The sequence below is a fragment of the Bilifractor sp. LCP21S3_F8 genome (genome assembly GCF_052117805.1).
In the GTDB taxonomy this organism is placed as follows: Bacteria; Bacillota; Clostridia; order Lachnospirales; family Lachnospiraceae; genus Bilifractor.
This window is the reverse complement of record NZ_JBQKIK010000008.1, coordinates 68132-85943: the sequence shown is the minus strand read 5'-3', so window position 1 is coordinate 85943 and position 17812 is coordinate 68132. Positions and strand designations below refer to the sequence as shown.

Below are 17812 nucleotides of genomic sequence, written 5' to 3'. Positions count from 1 at the left end.
CAGTTCCCTTTACGACATTTCTCTTTAAAAGCAACAGCGCAACCGGCGCCGGAAATTCCGGGCACAATTGCGCTATAATTATAAAGCATTCATAATTTAAAAGCAACCTGCCAGACCCTGAAATATGCGTGCCTGCACAGATGCATGCACAGATCCCGTACCGTGCGGCATCCTCCGGATCCGTTCTGGTGCTGTTACTGCGGACTGCTGTATCCGGCAAGGAACTGCTTTGTTCTCTCGTGCGCGGGATGCTCAAACACATCTTCCGGTGTTCCCTTTTCCAGGATAATGCCGTTGTCCATGAAAATCACCTGATCCGCCACATCATGGGCGAATTTCATCTCATGTGTCACAATGATCATCGTCGTATGGTTATCTGCCAGCTCGCGGATTACCCGGAGCACCTCTCCGGTGAGCTCCGGATCAAGCGCCGACGTCGGCTCATCGAAGCAGAGAATATCCGGTTGAAGAGCAAGTGCTCTCGCAATCGCCACCCTCTGCTGCTGTCCTCCGGAAAGCTGATGCGGATAGTTGTCGCTTCGGTTGGACAGTCCCATCTGTTCCAGAAGTTCCCTCGCCCTCGCCTCAATCTCTCCGTTGTCAGTCCTGTGATGCGCCTGCGCATCCAGCTTGGGCGCAAGCATGATATTCTCCAGTGCTGTGTACTGCGGAAACAGATTGAAGGACTGAAACACCAGGCCGAAATGAAGCCTTTTCTTCCGGATTTCCTCTTCCGATGCCTTTTTTCTGTTCTCTCCGTCAAACAGAATCTCATCACGGATCTGTATCCTGCCTCTGTCCGGTTTTTCAAGGAAATTCAGGCAGCGCAGCAATGTGGTTTTACCGCTTCCGGAAGAACCGATGATTGACAGCGCCTGCCCCTTCTCCATCGAAAAACTGATGTCCCGGAGAACCTCGGTGTCCCCGAAGCTTTTCTGTATATTGCTAACCTCCAGTAGAGCCATCTTCTCCTACTCCTTTACTGATATTTGTCCTTATACGCCTGCATGCTCATCAGACTCCTGCACACATCGCCGGTCACCGCTCCATTCCCGGCCGGCAAACAGAAAGCAACTATATTCGCACTCTGCCTGCGGAAACTACTGTATTGCTGGCCTGTCAGCGGAAATAGCTGAGTCTTTTCTCAATATAATGGAACAGCCATGTCAGCAGCGCGCTGAAGATCAGATAGAACGCTCCGGTATAAAACAGCGGCCAGATGATTCCCGCGCTTTTAATGTATGCCTGTCCTGCCCAGATTACTTCATAGACTGCGATAACCCTCGCCAGAGAAGTATCCTTGACCAGTGTGATGATCTCATTGGATATCGGCGGAACAATCCGCTTCACAACCTGCAGAAGTACAATCTTTCGGAAAATCTGTCCCCTGGTCATTCCGAGCACTTCACCGGCCTCATACTGACCGACCGGAATTGCCTGAATCCCGCCCCGGTAAATCACGGAAAAATAGCAGGCATAGTTGATGACAAAGGCAACGAGCGCCGCGATAAATCTTCCCCCGTCTCCGGCTCCCCAGATGTTTTTCTGCATAATAATTCCGGGGCCATAATATATAATCAGAAGCTGCAGCAGAAGCGGAGTTCCGCGGACGATCCAGATCAGAAAATTAATTGGTATGTTGATCACTTTTACCTTGCTCATGGATCCGAAACTAATGAACAGTCCGAGCGGAAGCGAAAAAACCAGTGTCAGCGCGAACAGCTTCAGCGTCATGAGGAAGCCCTCGAGCAGGGATAATGTAACTTCAGCAAACATAAATATGCCCTCGAATTCTTTTATACACTCAAAACTGTCACACAAACCGGCGCCGCTCCGCCGGTCAATACCGGCGGCAGACGCCCCTGTTCATGTGACAGTCCGATAAACCTTTATGCCCCGCTGTCAGCGGGGCAGTCATCACTTATATGGAACCGGATCTGTTCCGGATCATTTCTGCTCCACAAGAGCATCCTGTACGCCGTATTTCTCGGCGATTGTCTTCATTGTGCCGTCCTGGTAGAGCTTCACAAATTCTTGGTTAATATAGTCAGCAAGATCAGAGCCCTTGCGGCACCCGACACCATACTCCTCGGTTGTAAGTTCAACCGTATGGGTCAGCTTCTCATAGCTGGTTCCCTTTCCGATCATCGCACCCGCCATCAGCAGATCAATAATGCTGGCATCAGAGGTTCCCGCGGATACCTCCATCAGAGTATCTGCCTGCGATGACATGGAAGTATAATTCAGTTTGTTCTCCTTTGCCGCTTCCTCACCCGCAGAACCGGCCTCAACCGCAAAGGAAAGATCCTTCAGGGAATCAACCGTCTGGTACTTATCTGCCTTATCCTCCGGAACAACCACAACCTGTGCATTGTTCAGGTATGCGTTCGTGCAGGCCATTGACTTTGTAACCTCATCGGTAAGCGTCATGCCATTCCAGACCACATCGATGCTCTTGTTGTCAAGCTCCAGGATCTTGTTGTCCCAGTCAATCTCGACGAACTTCACCTCCACGCCAAGATCCTTTCCGACTTCACGGGCAAGGTCCGCGTCAAAGCCAATCCACTCATCTGATCCGTCTTCCTTATAATCCATCGGCGCGAAATCGGTAATTCCGACAATAAGGCTTCCTTTTTTCTTGATATAATCCACATCACTCCCGGACGATGATCCGGATGCGGTGGATGAAGCAGCTGTCACTGCCTGCGAAGAAGATGCCGCGGATGCCCCTGTATCCGAAGCCGTGCTTCCGCATCCTGCCATAGCCAGTACCATAGAAGCAGCCAGTACACCGCTGATGATTTTCTTTTTCATATGTAATTCTCCCTTTCCTGATCCGCGGCTATCATAACCGTGTCGTATCAACACGTTCTAACTTTACCACGATAAAATCACTTGCGCACGGCTATGGTATCATAGGCAGGAAATCGGTGTCAAGAAAAACCTGAAAAATCCCCGGCAGGCTTATGCCCATCCGGGGATCTGTAAAAAATCCCGGCAGGCTTATGCCCCGCCGGGGATTAACCATATGCAGTGAACCGCCATGCTCCGAGTTCTCTTACGCAGCCTGGTCCCTGATCTGTGCAATGAAGTACGGAATCGCGACGAAAATGATTCCGCCGATCATATTGCCGATGGTGACCGTGATCAGATTATAGAAATATCCTCCGATGGTGACCGCCTGTCCCGCCGGATCCAAAAGCGCTACCGTGAGCTGTGTCATATTCGCGATGCTGTGCTCGAATCCGCAGGTAACAAACGCGAACAGGCACCACCAGACCATAATCAGCTTTGCTGCTTCATTCTTTAATTTCACGCCGCACCAGGTTGCGAGGCAGACAAGAATATTGCAGAGGATACCACGCATCAGCAGCTGCACAAACGGAGCGCTCATCTTCGCCGCCGCACCTGTGGCAAGAAATGTAGAAACCGCTTCCGTATTCATTCCGGAAAAATGGAACAAAAGAGCCAGTACAATCGCGCCCAGAAGATTGCCGATCCAGCAGACAACCCACACCTTGCAGGCATCGCCGATTCCTATTTTCTTCTTCAGCACACCGCTCATCATCACCAGATTATTTCCGGTAAAGAGCTCAGAGCCAGCCATAACTACCAGACTCAGGGCTACTCCGAAGGATGCGCCCATGACAATCTTCGTATAAGGAGCTCCGTTCAGAAGTCCTCCCTCCACATTGGTGAGCAGATTTCCAAATCCGATGAACATTCCCGCGAGTGCGCTCAGCAGCAGATAACCCAGCGGGTTCTTCTGAAGCAGATTTCTTTTCGCGACTGCGCCATTCGATAAAGCATCATATTCCTGACCAAACATCCAGCAATCTCCTCCTCTAAATAGTTGATGAAATATTGAAGCCGTTTCACTCAGAACATCCTTTTTCATGTTCCATCTATACTTTATCTGAATTCACAGAATTTTGCATCTTTTTCTTGCGAGTTTTCTGCACAAAGTTCTGCTTGTGTTTTCCAACCCGCTCCCTAAATATTTGTGCTTAAATGCACAATTTTTCAGTATAAACGCGATAAACTCTTGGTGATATATGACAGAGCATCTCATAATTGAAGCTGGCCGCGGGATCCGCGATCTCCTCTATCGGGATATAACCATCTCCGTCATGTCCGACCAGTGTGACAATGTCCTCCACCCTGACATTCGGAATATCTGTCACATCGACCATCATCTGATCCATACACACGCGCCCGAGAATCGGTGCGGACTTTCCGTGAATCAGGACTCTGCCCTTAGAGGAAAGTGCTCTCGGGTATCCGTCGGCGTATCCCACTGAGACAGTCGCAATTCTGGTTACCGGACGGCTGGTAACATAAGTTGCTCCATAACTGACTCCCATACCAGGTCCGACATCCTTCACATGAATGACATGCGCCCTCCACGCAAGCGCAGGAATCAGATCGAGTCTCTCCTTTCTTACTTCCTCCGACGGATAGATTCCATACGTGATAATTCCTGAACGCACCATCTCAAAACGGTGCGGATCGTCCGGCTCGTACTCCATAATCGCGGCGCTGTTGCAGACGTGCCGGATCGGAATGCTGACCCCTCTCTCTGCAAGCATTGAGAGCATTGCGTCATACTTCCCGAACTGTTCCTCACAGTATGTTTTATCTGTCATATCCGCACAGGACAGATGCGTAAATAGACCTTCGATCTCCACGTTCGGGAGCTCGGATATCCTCAGTATCTCATCAGCGGCCTCCTCTGTGACCAGAAATCCGATCCGTGTCATTCCCGTGTCCAGCGCGATATGAATCCGTGCCTTTTTTCCCTCGCGGACCGCAGCCTCATTCAGCTTCCGGGCGTCTTCATAATTGTATATGCTCGGGCGTATATCCCACGCAATCATCTCACTGTACTGTTCCGGTGAAGTATATCCCAGAATCAGTACCGGACGTACAATATTATGCTCCCGCAGCTCCACACCTTCCTCAAGTGTCGCGACAGCAAAAAAGTCCGCAATATCCTCAAGCGACTCTGCGACCCGCACGGCACCGTGTCCGTAAGCATCGGCCTTAACCACCGCCAGGATCTTCGTCCCCGGCAGAATCCGTTTCCTGGCTTCCTCAACATTGTGATGAATAGCCGGGAGAGAAACCTCCGCATACGTTCTCAGATACTTATCCATGACTGTTCCTTCTTTCGGTTACTTTAATCTCTTTCCGCAATTACCCTGCATTTCTCTTGTTATTTCGCTTGCTTCTTTTTTACTTCTCTTTTACTTTTTTTCCCTGCTTTATTTACTTCTTTTTGTTGTTCCTTATTGCATGCCGTTTTTTCTCTTGCTTCTTTTCTACTTTTTCTCAGGGCTTTTCGGCTTGCGGATCGCCGAGTATACATTTTTCACATTTTTCAGGACCACATGCGTCCTTGTGTCCTTGATTCCCGGAAGCTCCATGATCTTTCGGTGGATCTGGTCAAGCTCCTCCGGTGAGTTGCACGCGATCTTGAGAAGCAGATCCATACTTCCTGTCACATAGTAGCAGGAGACAACGCTGTCCATCTCCTGGATTGCTTCCGCAAAGCCGTCATAATACATTGGTTTTTCAAGAGCGACTTCCATGAGAGCCGTCATCAGATTTCCGACCTGTTTCTCATCGACAATGATCGTATATTTATCGATCACATGGCTCTCCTCCAGCTTGTGGATACGTTCGATCACGGCAGAAACAGACAGATGAATCTGCTTGGAGATGTTGGACGCGGTCTCCCTTGCATTCTCCTGCAGCGCCTTTAAGATCTTATAGTCAATCTGATCCATATAATATTGCCTCGCATCATATTTTTGCAGAAATCCAGAATTATTCTGCAAAAATAAAGTATACACGATAAATTTTCATGTGCAAGCAGAAAATATCCCTTCATTCCAACCCTTGCCACCGCTTCCGGCACGGCAAAGGGCAGAGAGTACCGGCGTGCTCAGACTTCAGGCGTTCCTTCTGCTTGTCAGAAACTGCACCGCCGCACCGGCCGCAAACAGGACCGCAATGACCAGCTTCTGGAGATCCGGGTTTCCTGAAATGTTCGTTTTCATCAGCGCAAGCGCATGTACAGATACGGCTGCTCCCGCCCCGGCAGTAATAAAGATCACGGCCGGCCGTGAGAATTTCACTGCCAGCACACCCGCAAGCACAAATCCGGCAGCCATCAGAATATACAGCACCACTTTCCAGGCGTGTCCCTCGGGAAACGGAATCATACCGATCACAGATGCTGCCAGAATGCCACAGAAAATGAATACTCCGGACAGATAGATCCTGTACGCAAAAAAGCATAACAGGAATCCGCAGACAGCGCCGATCAGCCATGGCGCATACTGTGGTTCGGAGATAAAATCTGAGGAGATGGTTCTGCCCAGATACAAGCCGAGCAGAAATCCCGTCACTGAGATCCAGAACCGAAGCAGCCTGAAGCCGAAGAAACATTGAAGAATCCCCAGGATCAGGCTGCCAACTGCCAGGACTTCCGTGAGCCCCGACATAATTTCAGAGATCGGACCGGTCATCAGATATGCTCTCCGGCCTTAAACACATACCCGCATTTCTCACACTTGGAGTCCGCCGCGAGAATACTCTCCTTCGTGAAAACCTCTACGGTCTCGCCGCATACCGGGCACTTGACCTCCTGTAATACAGGTGTCTTCTTAGCTCCTTCACATCCGTCTAATACTGCCATATAGATCTCCTTTCTCCGTGTAACACAAATCCGAACGCCAAACGTTACGTCTCTATCTTAATACAAATACAAAAAAAGTGAAAGCAAATGGCACACAAATCTCGAAAATACGGAGACAACGAGATAAAACACGCTGCGCGAGTTTTATCTCGCTATCGCGACGCTCGCCGCACACGAATACTTCGCATTCGGCTGCGGCTAACTGTTCGCGTAAAAAAATACCGGAAGCCCCATTTCATCTGGTTTCCGGTATTGTTCGATCAGCGCGAGACGGGATTCGAACCCGCGACCCCAACCTTGGCAAGGTTGTACTCCACCCCTGAGCCACTCGCGCATATTCAATTAAGAACAGAAATGAATGATATTCCTCTGTTCAAGCAGGTGATGGGAATCGAACCCACGTATCCAGCTTGGAAGGCTGGTGTTCTACCATTGAACTACACCTGCATCACTACAGTTTGGACGAATCAGAACTAATCTGCTGTTCCGTGTCAACGTGTAAGATTATATAACACAGTTTTCCGGCTGTCAATCACTTTTTGAAATTTTCCGCTTCAACCTCCGCTTCAACCTTTTCCACTTCAATAAACTGTATGTAAAAACGGACGTACTCCTCATGGACAGATCCCTGCCGCAGGATTAAGATAGAGAGATACGGAGAACTCCAGCTGCGGCTTCGCCTGTTCTGCGCTGTTTCAATGGCCGACGGAACGGCGATGATCCCGGGTTACATTTACGGTTCACCTGTTCTGCGCTGCAGCAAAGCCCATCTACGTAATATTTCGAACGGGAGGAATATGAAAAATGATTGATTTCAACAATATACATGGTTTTATCTCCGATATGGACGGCGTGATCTATCACGGAAACGAGATCCTGCCGGGCGTACCGGAATTTCTCAACTGGCTGAAGGACAATGACAAGAAATTTCTCTTTCTGACCAACAACTCCAATCTGACACCGAAGGGTCTGCAGCAAAAAATGGCCCGCATGGGTCTTGAAGTCGGCGAGGAGCACTTCTATACCAGCGCGCAGGCGACTGCAGCTTTTCTTCAGGATCAGGCGCCCGGCTGCTCCGCCTATGTGATCGGCGAAGCCGGTCTTCTGAACGCTCTGTACGACGCCGGCATCGTGATGAATGATGTGGATCCCGATTATGTGGTCGTCGGTGAAGGACGCAATTATTCCCTTGATTCTCTGACCAAGGCCTGCAACCTGGTTCTCGGCGGCGCCAAGCTGATCGGGGCATGCGCCGACGTCAGCGGTCCCATTGAGAATGGAATTGCTCCTGCCTGCGGCGCACTTATTTCACCGATTGAAATTGCTACGGGTGTCAAGGCGTATTTCTGCGGCAAGCCGAATCCCCTGATGATGCGCACCGGTCTGCGCATGCTGAACTGCCATTCCGCCGATGCCGTCATGATCGGCGACCGCATGGATACCGATATCATCTCCGGCCTGGAGAGCGGTATGTCCACCGTTCTGGTTCTTTCCGGCATTTCCACCCCGGACACGCTCCGGATGTACGGTTATCGTCCGTCCGCGGTTCTCAGCGGAGTCGGAGACATTCCCGCCCGCGCGGCAGCTTCGGCAGAGCACAGCACTCCGGATGCGCCTTCGGCCACCTGACACGTCATGTCAGTCTCATGAATGCGATTTTTTCCGTAATCTTATTCCGTAACACGCGCAGACAACACAGCTGCTCTTCTCAGATCACGAAATTATTCACCGTCTGTTCGCTCCAGTTCAGGAGGTCCTCAAGGGTATACTTGTCCACGACACTCCTGATCGCTTCATCCAGTTCTTTCCAGATCCGCAGTGTCACACAGCTGTCTGCGCGCGGACAGTCATTACGATCTGTCGACAGACACTCCACCGGTGAGAGACTTCCCTCCGTCAGGCGGAGAATATCACCGACCACATATTCCTCCGGTCTCTTTGTCAGCCGGTAGCCGCCCTGCGGGCCGCGGATGCTGCGCAGATAGTTCGCGCGCACCAATACAGATACGATCTGTTCCAGATATTTCAGCGAGATATCCTGTCTGGCGGAAATATCCTTGATTCTCACCGGTTCTCCCGTATCATGCTGTGCAATATCCAGCATCATGCGCAGAGCGTATCTTCCCTTTGTAGATATTTTCATTTTATTCCCTCCATCATACCAGGCACACCTGACAGTCCATCGTCTGATTCAGCGGTGCACAGCCCCGACTCAACTGTCTGCTCGTCGTCCACACAGCAGCAGCCGTTCACATCTTCTGCCATCGCCGCCCGCACCGCCCGTCTGCTCTTCGTGTAAGCAGCCGCGCCTCACTTCCTATTCGAGTAGTAAAAATGTCAGCCGCAACAGCTCCGGCTGACATTCTTTCTTCTGCGTTTGCTTTTTCCTTACTGCTTTACAGCCTGAAATGCCTCTTCAAGATCTGCAATGATATCATCGATATGCTCTGTACCGATGGACAGGCGGATCGTATTCTTCTTGATGCCCTGATCTGCAAGCTCTTCGTCGTTATCTTCAGAATGAGTGGTGGATGCCGGATGAATAACTAGAGATTTTACATCTGCTACGTTCGCGAGAAGACTAAACAGCTTCAGATGATCGATGAAATCCTTGGCATGTCTCTCATCGCCCTTCAAATCGAAGGTGAAAATCGAGCCGCCGCCGTTCGGAAGATACTTCTTGTAAAGTGCCTGCTGTGCGGGATCCTTGGATGCAGCCGGATGGCTGATGGATTCAACTTCCGGTTTTGTCTGCAGATACTCAATAACCTTCTTTGTATTCTCAACCTGACGCTCCACACGAAGGCTCAGTGTCTCAAGGCCCTGCAGGAAAATCCATGCGTGGAACGGTGAAAGCGTAGCTCCCTCATCACGAAGGATAATTGCGCGGATATAAGTCGCAATTGTCGCCGGAGCCGTATCCTTGGCAAAGGTGAGACCATGATAGGACTGGTTCGGAGTGGACAGCCACGGCCACTTCGGAGAATTATAGTCAAATTTTCCCGCGTCGATGATAACGCCGCCGATGGTGGTTCCATGTCCTCCGATGAACTTTGTCGCGGAATGAACAACGATATCAGCGCCATACTCGATCGGACGAATCAGATAAGGTGTTGCAAAAGTATTATCAATGATCAGCGGAAGACCATGCTTATGAGCAATATTTGCCCATGCCTCAATATCCACTACTTCACCGTTCGGATTTCCAAGCGTCTCGATGTAGAGCGCCTTGGTGTTCTCTTTGATTGCCGCTTCCGCAGCCTTCAGATCAAAGGGATCTACAAATGTAGTGGTAACACCGTAATCAACAAAGGTGTGTGCAAGGAAGTTGTAGGTGCCGCCGTAAATGTTCTTCGCGGAGACAATGTGATCGCCCGCCTTTGCGACTGCCTGGAATGCGTATGTCACGGCAGCTGCGCCGGATGCAACGGCAAGTGCCGCAACTCCGCCCTCAAGAGCTGCAATACGCCTCTCAAAAATATCCTCTGTCGGGTTTGTCAGTCTTCCGTAGATATTGCCGGCGTCCTTCAGCGCAAATCTTGCCTCTGCATGATCACTGTTGCGGAATACAAAGGACGATGTCTGATAAATCGGAACTGCTCTGGAATCCGTGTAAGGATCTGCCTGCTCCTGTCCTACATGAAGGGCAAGTGTCTCGAAGTGAAGCTTTCTATCTGCTAATTCGCTCATATTTTTTCTCCTGTCATTCAGATTGATCGGTAAAATCTCCGTGTCTCAAATTCTGCACCGCCGGCTGTCACACATTCCATCTCTGCACTCGTGACGCCGGCTGTCGCACATTTCATCTCTGCACTCCTGCAGCCGGCTGTCACACATTCTATCTCTGCACTCCTGCAGCCGGCTGTCGTGCTTTTCTCGTCTGCGTAATATTTCTTAATTAGTTCTCAAACAGTGCGGTTGAATAATATCTGTCACCGCTGTCCGGGAGAAGCGCTACGATTGTCTTGCCCTTGGCTTCCGGACGTTTTGCCACCTGAAGAGCTGCCCAGAGTGCCGCACCGGAAGAAATTCCAACCAGAATTCCCTCCTTATGTGCCAGTTCCTTTGCGGTCTGGAAAGGAACCTCGTTATCAACGGTGATAACTTCGTCATAAACCTTCTGATCCAGAATACTCGGAACAAATCCCGCGCCGATACCCTGAATCTTATGCGGTCCGCCATGGCCCTCCGTAAGAACCGGAGATGTTGTCGGCTCGATGGCGATCACTTTAACGTCGGGCTTCTGCTCCTTCAGATATTTGCCTGTTCCGGTAAGGGTTCCGCCTGTTCCGATGCCTGCCAGGAAGTAATCCACCTCTCCGTCGGTATCGTTCCAGATCTCCGGGCCGGTCGTCTCATAATGAGCCTTCGGGTTTGCCGGGTTGTCGAACTGTCCGGTAAGAACCGCTCCCGGTGTTGCTTCCACAATCTCTTTTGCCTTTGCGATTGCACCGGTCATGCCCTTGCTTCCGTCTGTAAGAACAAGCTGTGCGCCGTATGCTTTCAGGATATTGCGTCGCTCAACGCTCATGGTCTCCGGCATTGTCAGAATAACCTTATAGCCCTTTGAAGCAGCTACGGACGCAAGACCGATTCCGGTGTTTCCGGAGGTCGGCTCTACGATGGTCCCGCCCGGCTGAAGCTTTCCGGACTTCTCGGCATCCTCAATCATATATTTTGCGATTCTGTCCTTGACGCTTCCCGCCGGGTTGAAGTACTCAAGCTTTACCAGCAGTCTCGCGTCGAGGTTGTACTCCTTCTCAAAGCTTGTAAGCTCTACCAGCGGTGTCTTGCCGATCAGTTCTGTTGCGTTCTTGTAAATATTAGCCATTTCAAATCTCCTTTTCTTCCTCTGCCGAGGATCTCATGATTGTTCCGTTTGTGTTCCTTCTGTGATAAGTTCTGCTCATCCGTCATTACCGGAAACCCTGCATCGCTTAACCGTTGTCTCACCGGCTTTGTCTGCCGTTCACTTCTCTGTTCTCTTCTGCTGTATTATTCTGTCGACCGGAGGCAACAACATCGCATGTCTCCGTTCACAGCCGGAAGGTTGTTCAACTGGTGATTCATATTTTTGTTACCTCCTATATCTCGTATTTCCTAGCTGATATATAGGATTATAGGGATTAATGTCCTGTTTGTCAATAGGAAATTAGAAGTTTTAAAAAAATATGCCGGAGCAGGCATGTCTCCCCGACATATGTCTGCTCCGGCAGTGACTTCTCTCATTATATACTCTTACGGCTGTATTTTTTCAATTGGCAAACCATACTCTTGTAAAAATCTCACCCTGGATTTTTAATTCTCATCTCCGCCGGATGCGACCGGCCGGATTATAAAAAGTCTTTCTTCCCTTCCGGTCAGGAACCCCGGAAGTCCGGTAAGAAGCGCCGTTTTTCATGGTTTTGTCTGTTTCCGCGGAAAACAGTGCTCCGCCCGCGTCTTCTCCGGAAACCGCACCGGAGACCGGACCTCCCTGTTCGCCCCCGTCTTCCGGAATATTTTCTCCCGCCAGGCGGAGGATGTCCTCCACTTCATCTTCTGAAATATTCATATACTCCGCCAGCTCATCGACATAGACCTTTCTGCCGAGCTGTTCCTTCAGAGCCGTGATACTCCTCTTCAAATCCTCGACTCTTTCCACCATCCGTTCATCCCGTGTATGGATGTCCCGCTGCTCCTCCAGCATCGCCAGAATTCCCTCGCGGACCTCTGTCATAAGCTTTCGCCTCACATTCTCACGATCCGTCAGCTCAGAGGGATCCAGCCCGTCCAGATACAGAACCAGACTCAGGCTGCCTTCCTGTATCATATCTGAGAGGTGCACACCGGGCTCATACATCTGCTTTGCCGTCTCGACAACCTCCGGAAGAAGGAGCTCCGAGATCCTTCGCTTTGCCGCCGTGCTTCCGTTCTTGCATTCCTCCGCCAGGCGCTCCCATTCCCCGTCCTCTTCCGCGCGAATCCCGCTCAGCTCTTCGGCATAATCCTCCAGCCATGCCTGATCCTCGTCCGTCCAGAGATAGCCGTCATTTTCATCATCGGAAGCCTCCGGCTCCGCCGCTTCATTTGATCCCCCTGTCGCTTCCAATGGCAATTTCCTGTCAATACCTTCCACAATGATTTTCTTTGACAACAGGAAATCATACACCAGGTTCATCTGTTCCGCAGAAAGACCGTCCTCCTCAAAAAACTTACTTACATCATTTTTTTCTATATGTCCCCCGAGATCGTTGGCATTCTGAAGAATCCTCTGCAGCTTCTTCCGGAATTCCTCCGGCTTCATGTTTCTATCCTTATCCATTGTAATCACCTGTCAAATCCTGATCTGTATTTTCAGCTGATGATACCTTCTTTTCCTTTACACGAGCATAGCCGATAATCCGGTCCAGCACAACATTTGTCATAACATAGTTATAAACGTTATCCTTCCCGTTTTTGCTGATCAGATCATCAGAAGAAACGCCGTAGAGATCCGCCGCCTTCTGCAGTTCCTTCTGGTAGGCCGGACTGTTCTCCGAAAGCTTCTCCGCCTTCACCAGAGCACCCAGCAGCAGTTTACTCGCGGCCGCATACCTTCCATTCTGTTCTTTCTGTTTGCTGTAAGTATCCTGGTCGATCCCGGACTGCTCTATATATTCATCCAGCGAGAGACCGTATTTCTCCGCTTCTGACTTGATATTGGCTTCGAAGGATTCTTCCCCGTTCTTTACATATTCCTTTGGCAGGAAATGATAGACACTGGCCTGCTGCACCTGATTCCACGCCTCTCCCTGAAGCTCGGACTCTGCTTTTTCCTCTTCCTGCTGTGTCAGAGATTTCCTGACAGACTCCCTGTAATCCGCAACATCAGAGATCGAATTATTGGTATAGTTCTTTACCCAGTCATCGGTCAGCTCCGGTGTTCTTTTGATTGCATTTACTGTGACAGTAAAAACGACATCCTTTCCGGCAAGATCGGAGGAATAATAATTATCTGGAAAACGAAGCTTCAGATCCTTCGTTTCTCCTTTCTTCATTCCTACCACGCCGTCTTCAAATCCCTCAATAAAGCTTCCGGATCCGAGGGTAAGGTCATAGCTGTCACTGGATCCGCCATCGAAAGCCTTCCCGTCAATTTTCCCCTCATAGGCAATATCTACAGTATCTCCCAATGCCGCTGCCGCGTTCTTGTCTGTCACCTCCTCCGGTGTCATCTGTGATTCAATATAGGAAGTGATATCATGATCTGTCACGGTCTGAATCTCCTTCGTGAGGTCCAGCTTCTTATAATTGCCCAGCGTAATCGCGTCTGCGATCTTGAAATCCCCGTCCCTGACCGGAGCGGCGAGAATCTGATCCGTAAGGCTTTCCGAGGAGGAAGACACGGATAAAGCCGCCTCTGCTCCGTCAGACCCAGACGAGATCACCGACGTGTCCGATGATGTTTCCTGTGATGTTTCCTGTGACGTTTCCTGTACAGTGTTTTTTCCGCCAGATGCTCCGCATCCCGCGGTAGACAACGTTACCATGAGGCACATCGCCGTTATTAATATTTTTCTTTTCATAATGATACATCCTGTAAAACTGCGCCCGCAGAGTATTATCCTTTGTCTGTAGCCGATGTTGTCTTCCACTGGCGAAGTATCCGACCTGTGATTCCCTGCATCCAGGGCACGTTTATCTGTTTCATATTCACGGCAGACTCTTGTCCTGCTGCCGGAAAACCGCTCATGCAACGGGCACTGCCCCTATTGCAGACTCATAACAGTCTGGTAGACATCGGCAGTATAAATCGTATGCATCCCGATTCGTACATAATCCTCCCCCGTCTGAATCCATGTCAGCTCCTGATCATTTTCTGTCATAAAATACCGGAAACCCAGGCTCTTCAGGTATTCGTACCGCGAATCACCGTCTGAATAACCGCTCCAGCTTCCGATATCTCCCCCATGAGGAAGAACCAGAATATCCGTATTCCCGAGAAGACTTCCGATCTTCTCCTCCCAGTTGTCCGCATCCGCCTTTATCAGTTCATAATCACCGGCGTAGCTGATGTCCGCATATGTACCGCTTGCCATCCGCCATCCTTCATTCCTGAGTGCTTTGATCAGAGAGGTAAGCGTTTCTTTATTCTGCTCTACCTGCGTTTCTGTGATTTCAGAAGTCACATCTCCTGCACTTCCCGGATCGTCCGCATTCTCTGTACTGTCCGCAGAGACGCTTTCTGTCCCCGATGATTCCTCCGAATCATCTCCGACGTTTCCCGGCTGAATCAGATTTGTCCCGGAGCCGTCCGTTCCTGAGAAAGCGCCTGATTCCATACTTTCTGTTCCTGTACCTTCTGTTCCAGCGTCTGCACTTCCCGTGCTGCCTGTTCCGGTATCTCCCGTATCGGATCCGGAATAACGCGCTTCGTTTTCCTGCACCTCACGGACCGCGTCCGCGCTCAGCTTTCCTGCCTGATTTCCGCTCACCTCAAGAGCATATCCGAACATCCCGTTCTGCCCGGTCACAGCGATGACACCGCGGGCATCCTGACTGGCAAAATCAGGATGTTCCCTGATAAAAGCGTCAAGGCAGGTGATGACATCGACATCTCCCGTCTGAACCTTCCCTTCCGAATCGGTATAGGTATTTGTCAGACTTCCATCCTCCTTCTGCGTCAGGCTGTCTGCATGTCCGTCATAACCTGGCGTATAACCGGCACCTGTTTCCGTGATGGTCAGTGGTTTTTTCCCGATGGGAACCGATACCTTTCCTTCCTTCATCGTGCCGTCTCCGCTGTCGGCAATGCTTTCAGGATCTACCAGGACATAGTTTCGGCGATATAAATCCTGAAGGATCTTCTGGAACTCCGTCACCGTCAGAACAGAACCTCCGTCGGTTCCGGACAACGAACTCTCTGCGGTGCTATTATCCGCAGAATCCACATTCTCTGTTCCGTCCACCTGATCTGCTGTGCCGTTCAGATCCGATGTGTCATTGTCTTCTGACGTCCCGCCCGGATCCGAGCTGTCATCCTGATCCGCTGCACGGTTCTGATCTGATGCTTCGTCCTGATCCGCCGATCCGGACTGCGATGTCCCGGAAGCCGCAGCCTCATCCAGCGTCAGAACCGGAAACGTAAGATTCAGCACCTCGGATCCCGGATAGGTATCCATTGTCTGGGCCGTCGCTTTCGCCGCGGCAGCATCCGATTCTGTCTTAGCCTTGTCCCGCCTGTATTTTCCGACAACAGCCATCACGCCGGCAAAGCCCAGTACAGCTGCCACGATACACAGAAAAATCCGAACCATTCGGATGATTCTGCGGCGTTTTCGGCGCCTGCGCGCCATCTCCTGCCGCCTTCTTCTCGTTCGTGCTCTCTCTCTTGCAAGCCGCTCCTCATCCTGTTCCGGTTTCTGCTCATCACCTGTTCTCAGTTCCTGCATACCGGAATGCTTTCCGTCAGCTTTTCTGCTGTCTCCGCTTGAATTTCTCCGCCTGTTCTTGTTATCAGTCAACGGATACCCCCTGCAGGCATCTCTCTTCCTGCGAATACATCTCGTAAATCAACCTGATCATACCTTGCCGGACTGGCCGACCGTGTCAATAATCATAACGCAAATACGCTCTCTTCGCAATATCCGCGCCCCGGAACACCTCCTCACGCGCTGATGACAGTGCTCTTTGTCTGCTGTCTTCGCCTTGCCTTCCGGAATACAACTGGCTGTTTACACGCACAGCTGAAAGCGCGCAAGATCCGCCGTCTCCACACTTCTTTCCGAATATCAATCCGGCGGATATGTCATACAGATCCGACAAAGATTTCGGACGCACCGTGAATGGTTCCGATTGCCTTTTGCCCGCAGGAATGCTAGAATAGGATAGATATTTTCAACATAAAGGTAGGAGGTATGAGGACATGAGCTGGTGGGTAGTGCTGATCATCGTGATTGCGATCGCCGCCGCTGTGATTGCCATCCTGTATTTTCTGGGCAAACGCGCCGAGAAGAAGCAGGCGGAACAGCAGGAGCAGATCGATGCGCAAAAGCAAAATGTCACAATGCTGGTTATTGACAAGAAGAAAGTAAAACTGAAGGACGCCGGTTTTCCGGATATTGTCCTGCAGCAGACCCCGAAAATGCTTCGCGGCCGTAAATTTCCTGTCGTAAAAGCCAGAGTCAATACCGGAAGAGGGGCTATGGTTTCTTCTTTCATCTGCGACAAGAACGTATTTGACGTCATTCCCTTGAAGAAGGAGGTCAAGGCTACGATTTCCGGCCTGTACATAACAGATGTCCGCGCAATTCGCGGCAAGCTTGATAATGCCGGCAAGAAAAAGAAAGAAAGCAAAATGGAACAGCTGCTCCGCAAGGGACGCGGCGAGGAGTAATCCTTTTGTGTCTCCTCAATTTGATCCGCATTCAGCGGCCAATAGGAAAAGAGGTCGGAATCCTGAGATTCCGGCCTCTTTCCCTTTATTTACGCGAACAGTGAGCCGCAGCCGAATGCGAAGTATTCGTGTGCGGCGAGCGTCGCGATAGCGAGATAAAACTCGCGCAGCGTGTTTTATCTCGTTGATATCCAAACTTTTGTCATATAATGATATCCAAACTTTTATCATACAAACCGTGTAAACTCAGAGCCCGATCCTGCCGCGAAGTATTTTTCCCGTTTTCCTTAATCGCCCGTCAGATGAAACTCCCCGCCGTTTCTTGACTCAATGCGAATCTCAACCTCGCAGTCAGCGGTTACATCGTCTTCCACGGTAAGCGCGTAGCCCACCCGGTAATCGATGCGGTTTTCATTTTCCTCCAACCGGAACGATGTTGCGGCGATCTGCAGATTCATCATCCCGAAAGGTGTATGATAGGACGCACATGTTCTCTTCTCCTTCTCAAAGAGCATCTCCACCTCTATCGTCCCGCTTCTGCGGACAAGAAGCCTGTCCTCTGTAAATTTCAGGACACTGTGCGTCTTTCCGGATAACCCTTCCTCAACCTCGTCAAACACGACATAATGCTGACCGTTCTTGTGGTAGTACACTCCGGGCATCATAATCTCCACCGGTTTGTTCTCATCGTCTGACCGGACATATTGAAAACCCTTTAATGAGACAATGACATTTTTATCCATTTTCTGTAC

General features: G+C 50.4%; 18 protein-coding genes and 2 tRNA genes. 2 read left to right on the top strand and 18 right to left on the bottom strand.

All coding sequences use genetic code 11. From position 1 onward, the window contains the following. Positions 1-194: 194 nt before the first annotated feature. From ACTQ3A_RS05860 to ACTQ3A_RS05815, 10 genes are all read right to left on the bottom strand, one after another. Positions 195-965, bottom strand: a complete 771-nt coding sequence (locus ACTQ3A_RS05860) for an amino acid ABC transporter ATP-binding protein (protein WP_441494316.1) — start codon at positions 963-965, stop codon at positions 195-197. A gap of 154 nt (positions 966-1119) precedes the next feature. After that, on the bottom strand, positions 1120-1776 hold the full coding sequence (locus ACTQ3A_RS05855; protein ID WP_441098853.1) for an amino acid ABC transporter permease: 657 nt from the start codon (positions 1774-1776) through the stop codon (positions 1120-1122). Between the two features lie 171 nt (positions 1777-1947). After that, on the bottom strand, positions 1948-2814 hold the full coding sequence (locus ACTQ3A_RS05850) for a transporter substrate-binding domain-containing protein (RefSeq protein ID WP_441098854.1): 867 nt from the start codon (positions 2812-2814) through the stop codon (positions 1948-1950). 244 nt (positions 2815-3058) lie between these two features. Next, complete coding sequence (locus tag ACTQ3A_RS05845; protein WP_441098855.1) at positions 3059-3829, bottom strand: formate/nitrite transporter family protein; 771 nt, start codon at positions 3827-3829, stop codon at positions 3059-3061. A gap of 178 nt (positions 3830-4007) precedes the next feature. After that, the gene (gene alr, locus ACTQ3A_RS05840; RefSeq protein ID WP_441098856.1) at positions 4008-5156 is read right to left on the bottom strand and encodes an alanine racemase; all 1149 of its coding nucleotides are present in this window, start codon (positions 5154-5156) and stop codon (positions 4008-4010) included. A 165-nt stretch (positions 5157-5321) separates the two neighbouring features. Continuing rightward, on the bottom strand, positions 5322-5789 hold the full coding sequence (locus ACTQ3A_RS05835) for an Lrp/AsnC family transcriptional regulator (RefSeq protein WP_441098857.1): 468 nt from the start codon (positions 5787-5789) through the stop codon (positions 5322-5324). Between the two features lie 165 nt (positions 5790-5954). Continuing rightward, positions 5955-6533, bottom strand: a complete 579-nt coding sequence (locus ACTQ3A_RS05830) for a hypothetical protein (protein ID WP_441098858.1) — start codon at positions 6531-6533, stop codon at positions 5955-5957. Then, positions 6533-6703: a hypothetical protein gene (locus ACTQ3A_RS05825; protein ID WP_441098859.1), complete on the bottom strand. Its 171-nt coding sequence runs from the start codon at positions 6701-6703 to the stop codon at positions 6533-6535. Before ACTQ3A_RS05825 ends, ACTQ3A_RS05830 begins: the two co-directional genes overlap by 1 nt. Before the next feature lie 262 nt (positions 6704-6965). Next, a tRNA-Gly gene (locus ACTQ3A_RS05820) sits at positions 6966-7037 on the bottom strand. A 42-nt stretch (positions 7038-7079) separates the two neighbouring features. Next, positions 7080-7150, bottom strand: a tRNA-Gly gene (locus ACTQ3A_RS05815). 357 nt (positions 7151-7507) lie between these two features. Here ACTQ3A_RS05815 and ACTQ3A_RS05810 point away from each other — a divergent pair. Then, positions 7508-8332: an HAD-IIA family hydrolase gene (locus tag ACTQ3A_RS05810; RefSeq protein WP_441098860.1), complete on the top strand. Its 825-nt coding sequence runs from the start codon at positions 7508-7510 to the stop codon at positions 8330-8332. Positions 8333-8411: 79 nt separating this feature from the next. Here the strand turns inward: ACTQ3A_RS05810 and ACTQ3A_RS05805 are convergent, their stop codons facing one another. The 7 genes from ACTQ3A_RS05805 to ACTQ3A_RS05775 all read right to left on the bottom strand — a co-directional run bounded on the left by ACTQ3A_RS05805 (position 8412) and on the right by ACTQ3A_RS05775 (position 16188). After that, positions 8412-8846: an RrF2 family transcriptional regulator gene (locus tag ACTQ3A_RS05805; protein ID WP_441098861.1), complete on the bottom strand. Its 435-nt coding sequence runs from the start codon at positions 8844-8846 to the stop codon at positions 8412-8414. After that, on the bottom strand, positions 8843-8968 hold the full coding sequence (locus ACTQ3A_RS05800) for a hypothetical protein (protein WP_441098862.1): 126 nt from the start codon (positions 8966-8968) through the stop codon (positions 8843-8845). The genes ACTQ3A_RS05805 and ACTQ3A_RS05800 overlap by 4 nt, the downstream gene beginning before the upstream one ends. A 123-nt stretch (positions 8969-9091) precedes the next feature. Further along, positions 9092-10393 carry an O-acetylhomoserine aminocarboxypropyltransferase/cysteine synthase family protein gene (locus tag ACTQ3A_RS05795; RefSeq protein WP_441098863.1) on the bottom strand — a complete coding sequence of 434 codons (1302 nt, stop codon included), beginning with the start codon at positions 10391-10393 and terminating at the stop codon, positions 9092-9094. A 208-nt stretch (positions 10394-10601) separates the two neighbouring features. After that, positions 10602-11534: a cysteine synthase A gene (cysK, locus tag ACTQ3A_RS05790; protein ID WP_441098864.1), complete on the bottom strand. Its 933-nt coding sequence runs from the start codon at positions 11532-11534 to the stop codon at positions 10602-10604. Between the two features lie 474 nt (positions 11535-12008). Then, positions 12009-13007, bottom strand: coding sequence for a sigma-70 domain-containing protein (locus ACTQ3A_RS05785; RefSeq protein ID WP_441098865.1), 999 nt, complete (start codon positions 13005-13007; stop codon positions 12009-12011). Next, positions 13000-14250 (bottom strand): trigger factor, encoded by a 1251-nt coding sequence (gene tig, locus ACTQ3A_RS05780; protein ID WP_441098866.1) that lies wholly within the window; start codon positions 14248-14250, stop codon positions 13000-13002. Before tig ends, ACTQ3A_RS05785 begins: the two co-directional genes overlap by 8 nt. Positions 14251-14433: 183 nt before the next feature. Then, entirely contained in the window at positions 14434-16188 is a 1755-nt protein-coding gene (locus tag ACTQ3A_RS05775; RefSeq protein ID WP_441098867.1) for a hypothetical protein, read from the bottom strand. Between the two features lie 401 nt (positions 16189-16589). Between ACTQ3A_RS05775 and ACTQ3A_RS05770 the strand changes: the two genes are divergently transcribed. Next, positions 16590-17060 carry a hypothetical protein gene (locus ACTQ3A_RS05770; RefSeq protein ID WP_441098868.1) on the top strand — a complete coding sequence of 157 codons (471 nt, stop codon included), beginning with the start codon at positions 16590-16592 and terminating at the stop codon, positions 17058-17060. Between the two features lie 287 nt (positions 17061-17347). On the opposite strand, the gene ACTQ3A_RS05765 is transcribed toward ACTQ3A_RS05770, so the two are convergent. Beyond that, positions 17348-17803 carry a DUF1934 domain-containing protein gene (locus ACTQ3A_RS05765; RefSeq protein ID WP_441098869.1) on the bottom strand — a complete coding sequence of 152 codons (456 nt, stop codon included), beginning with the start codon at positions 17801-17803 and terminating at the stop codon, positions 17348-17350. Positions 17804-17812 lie beyond the last annotated feature (9 nt).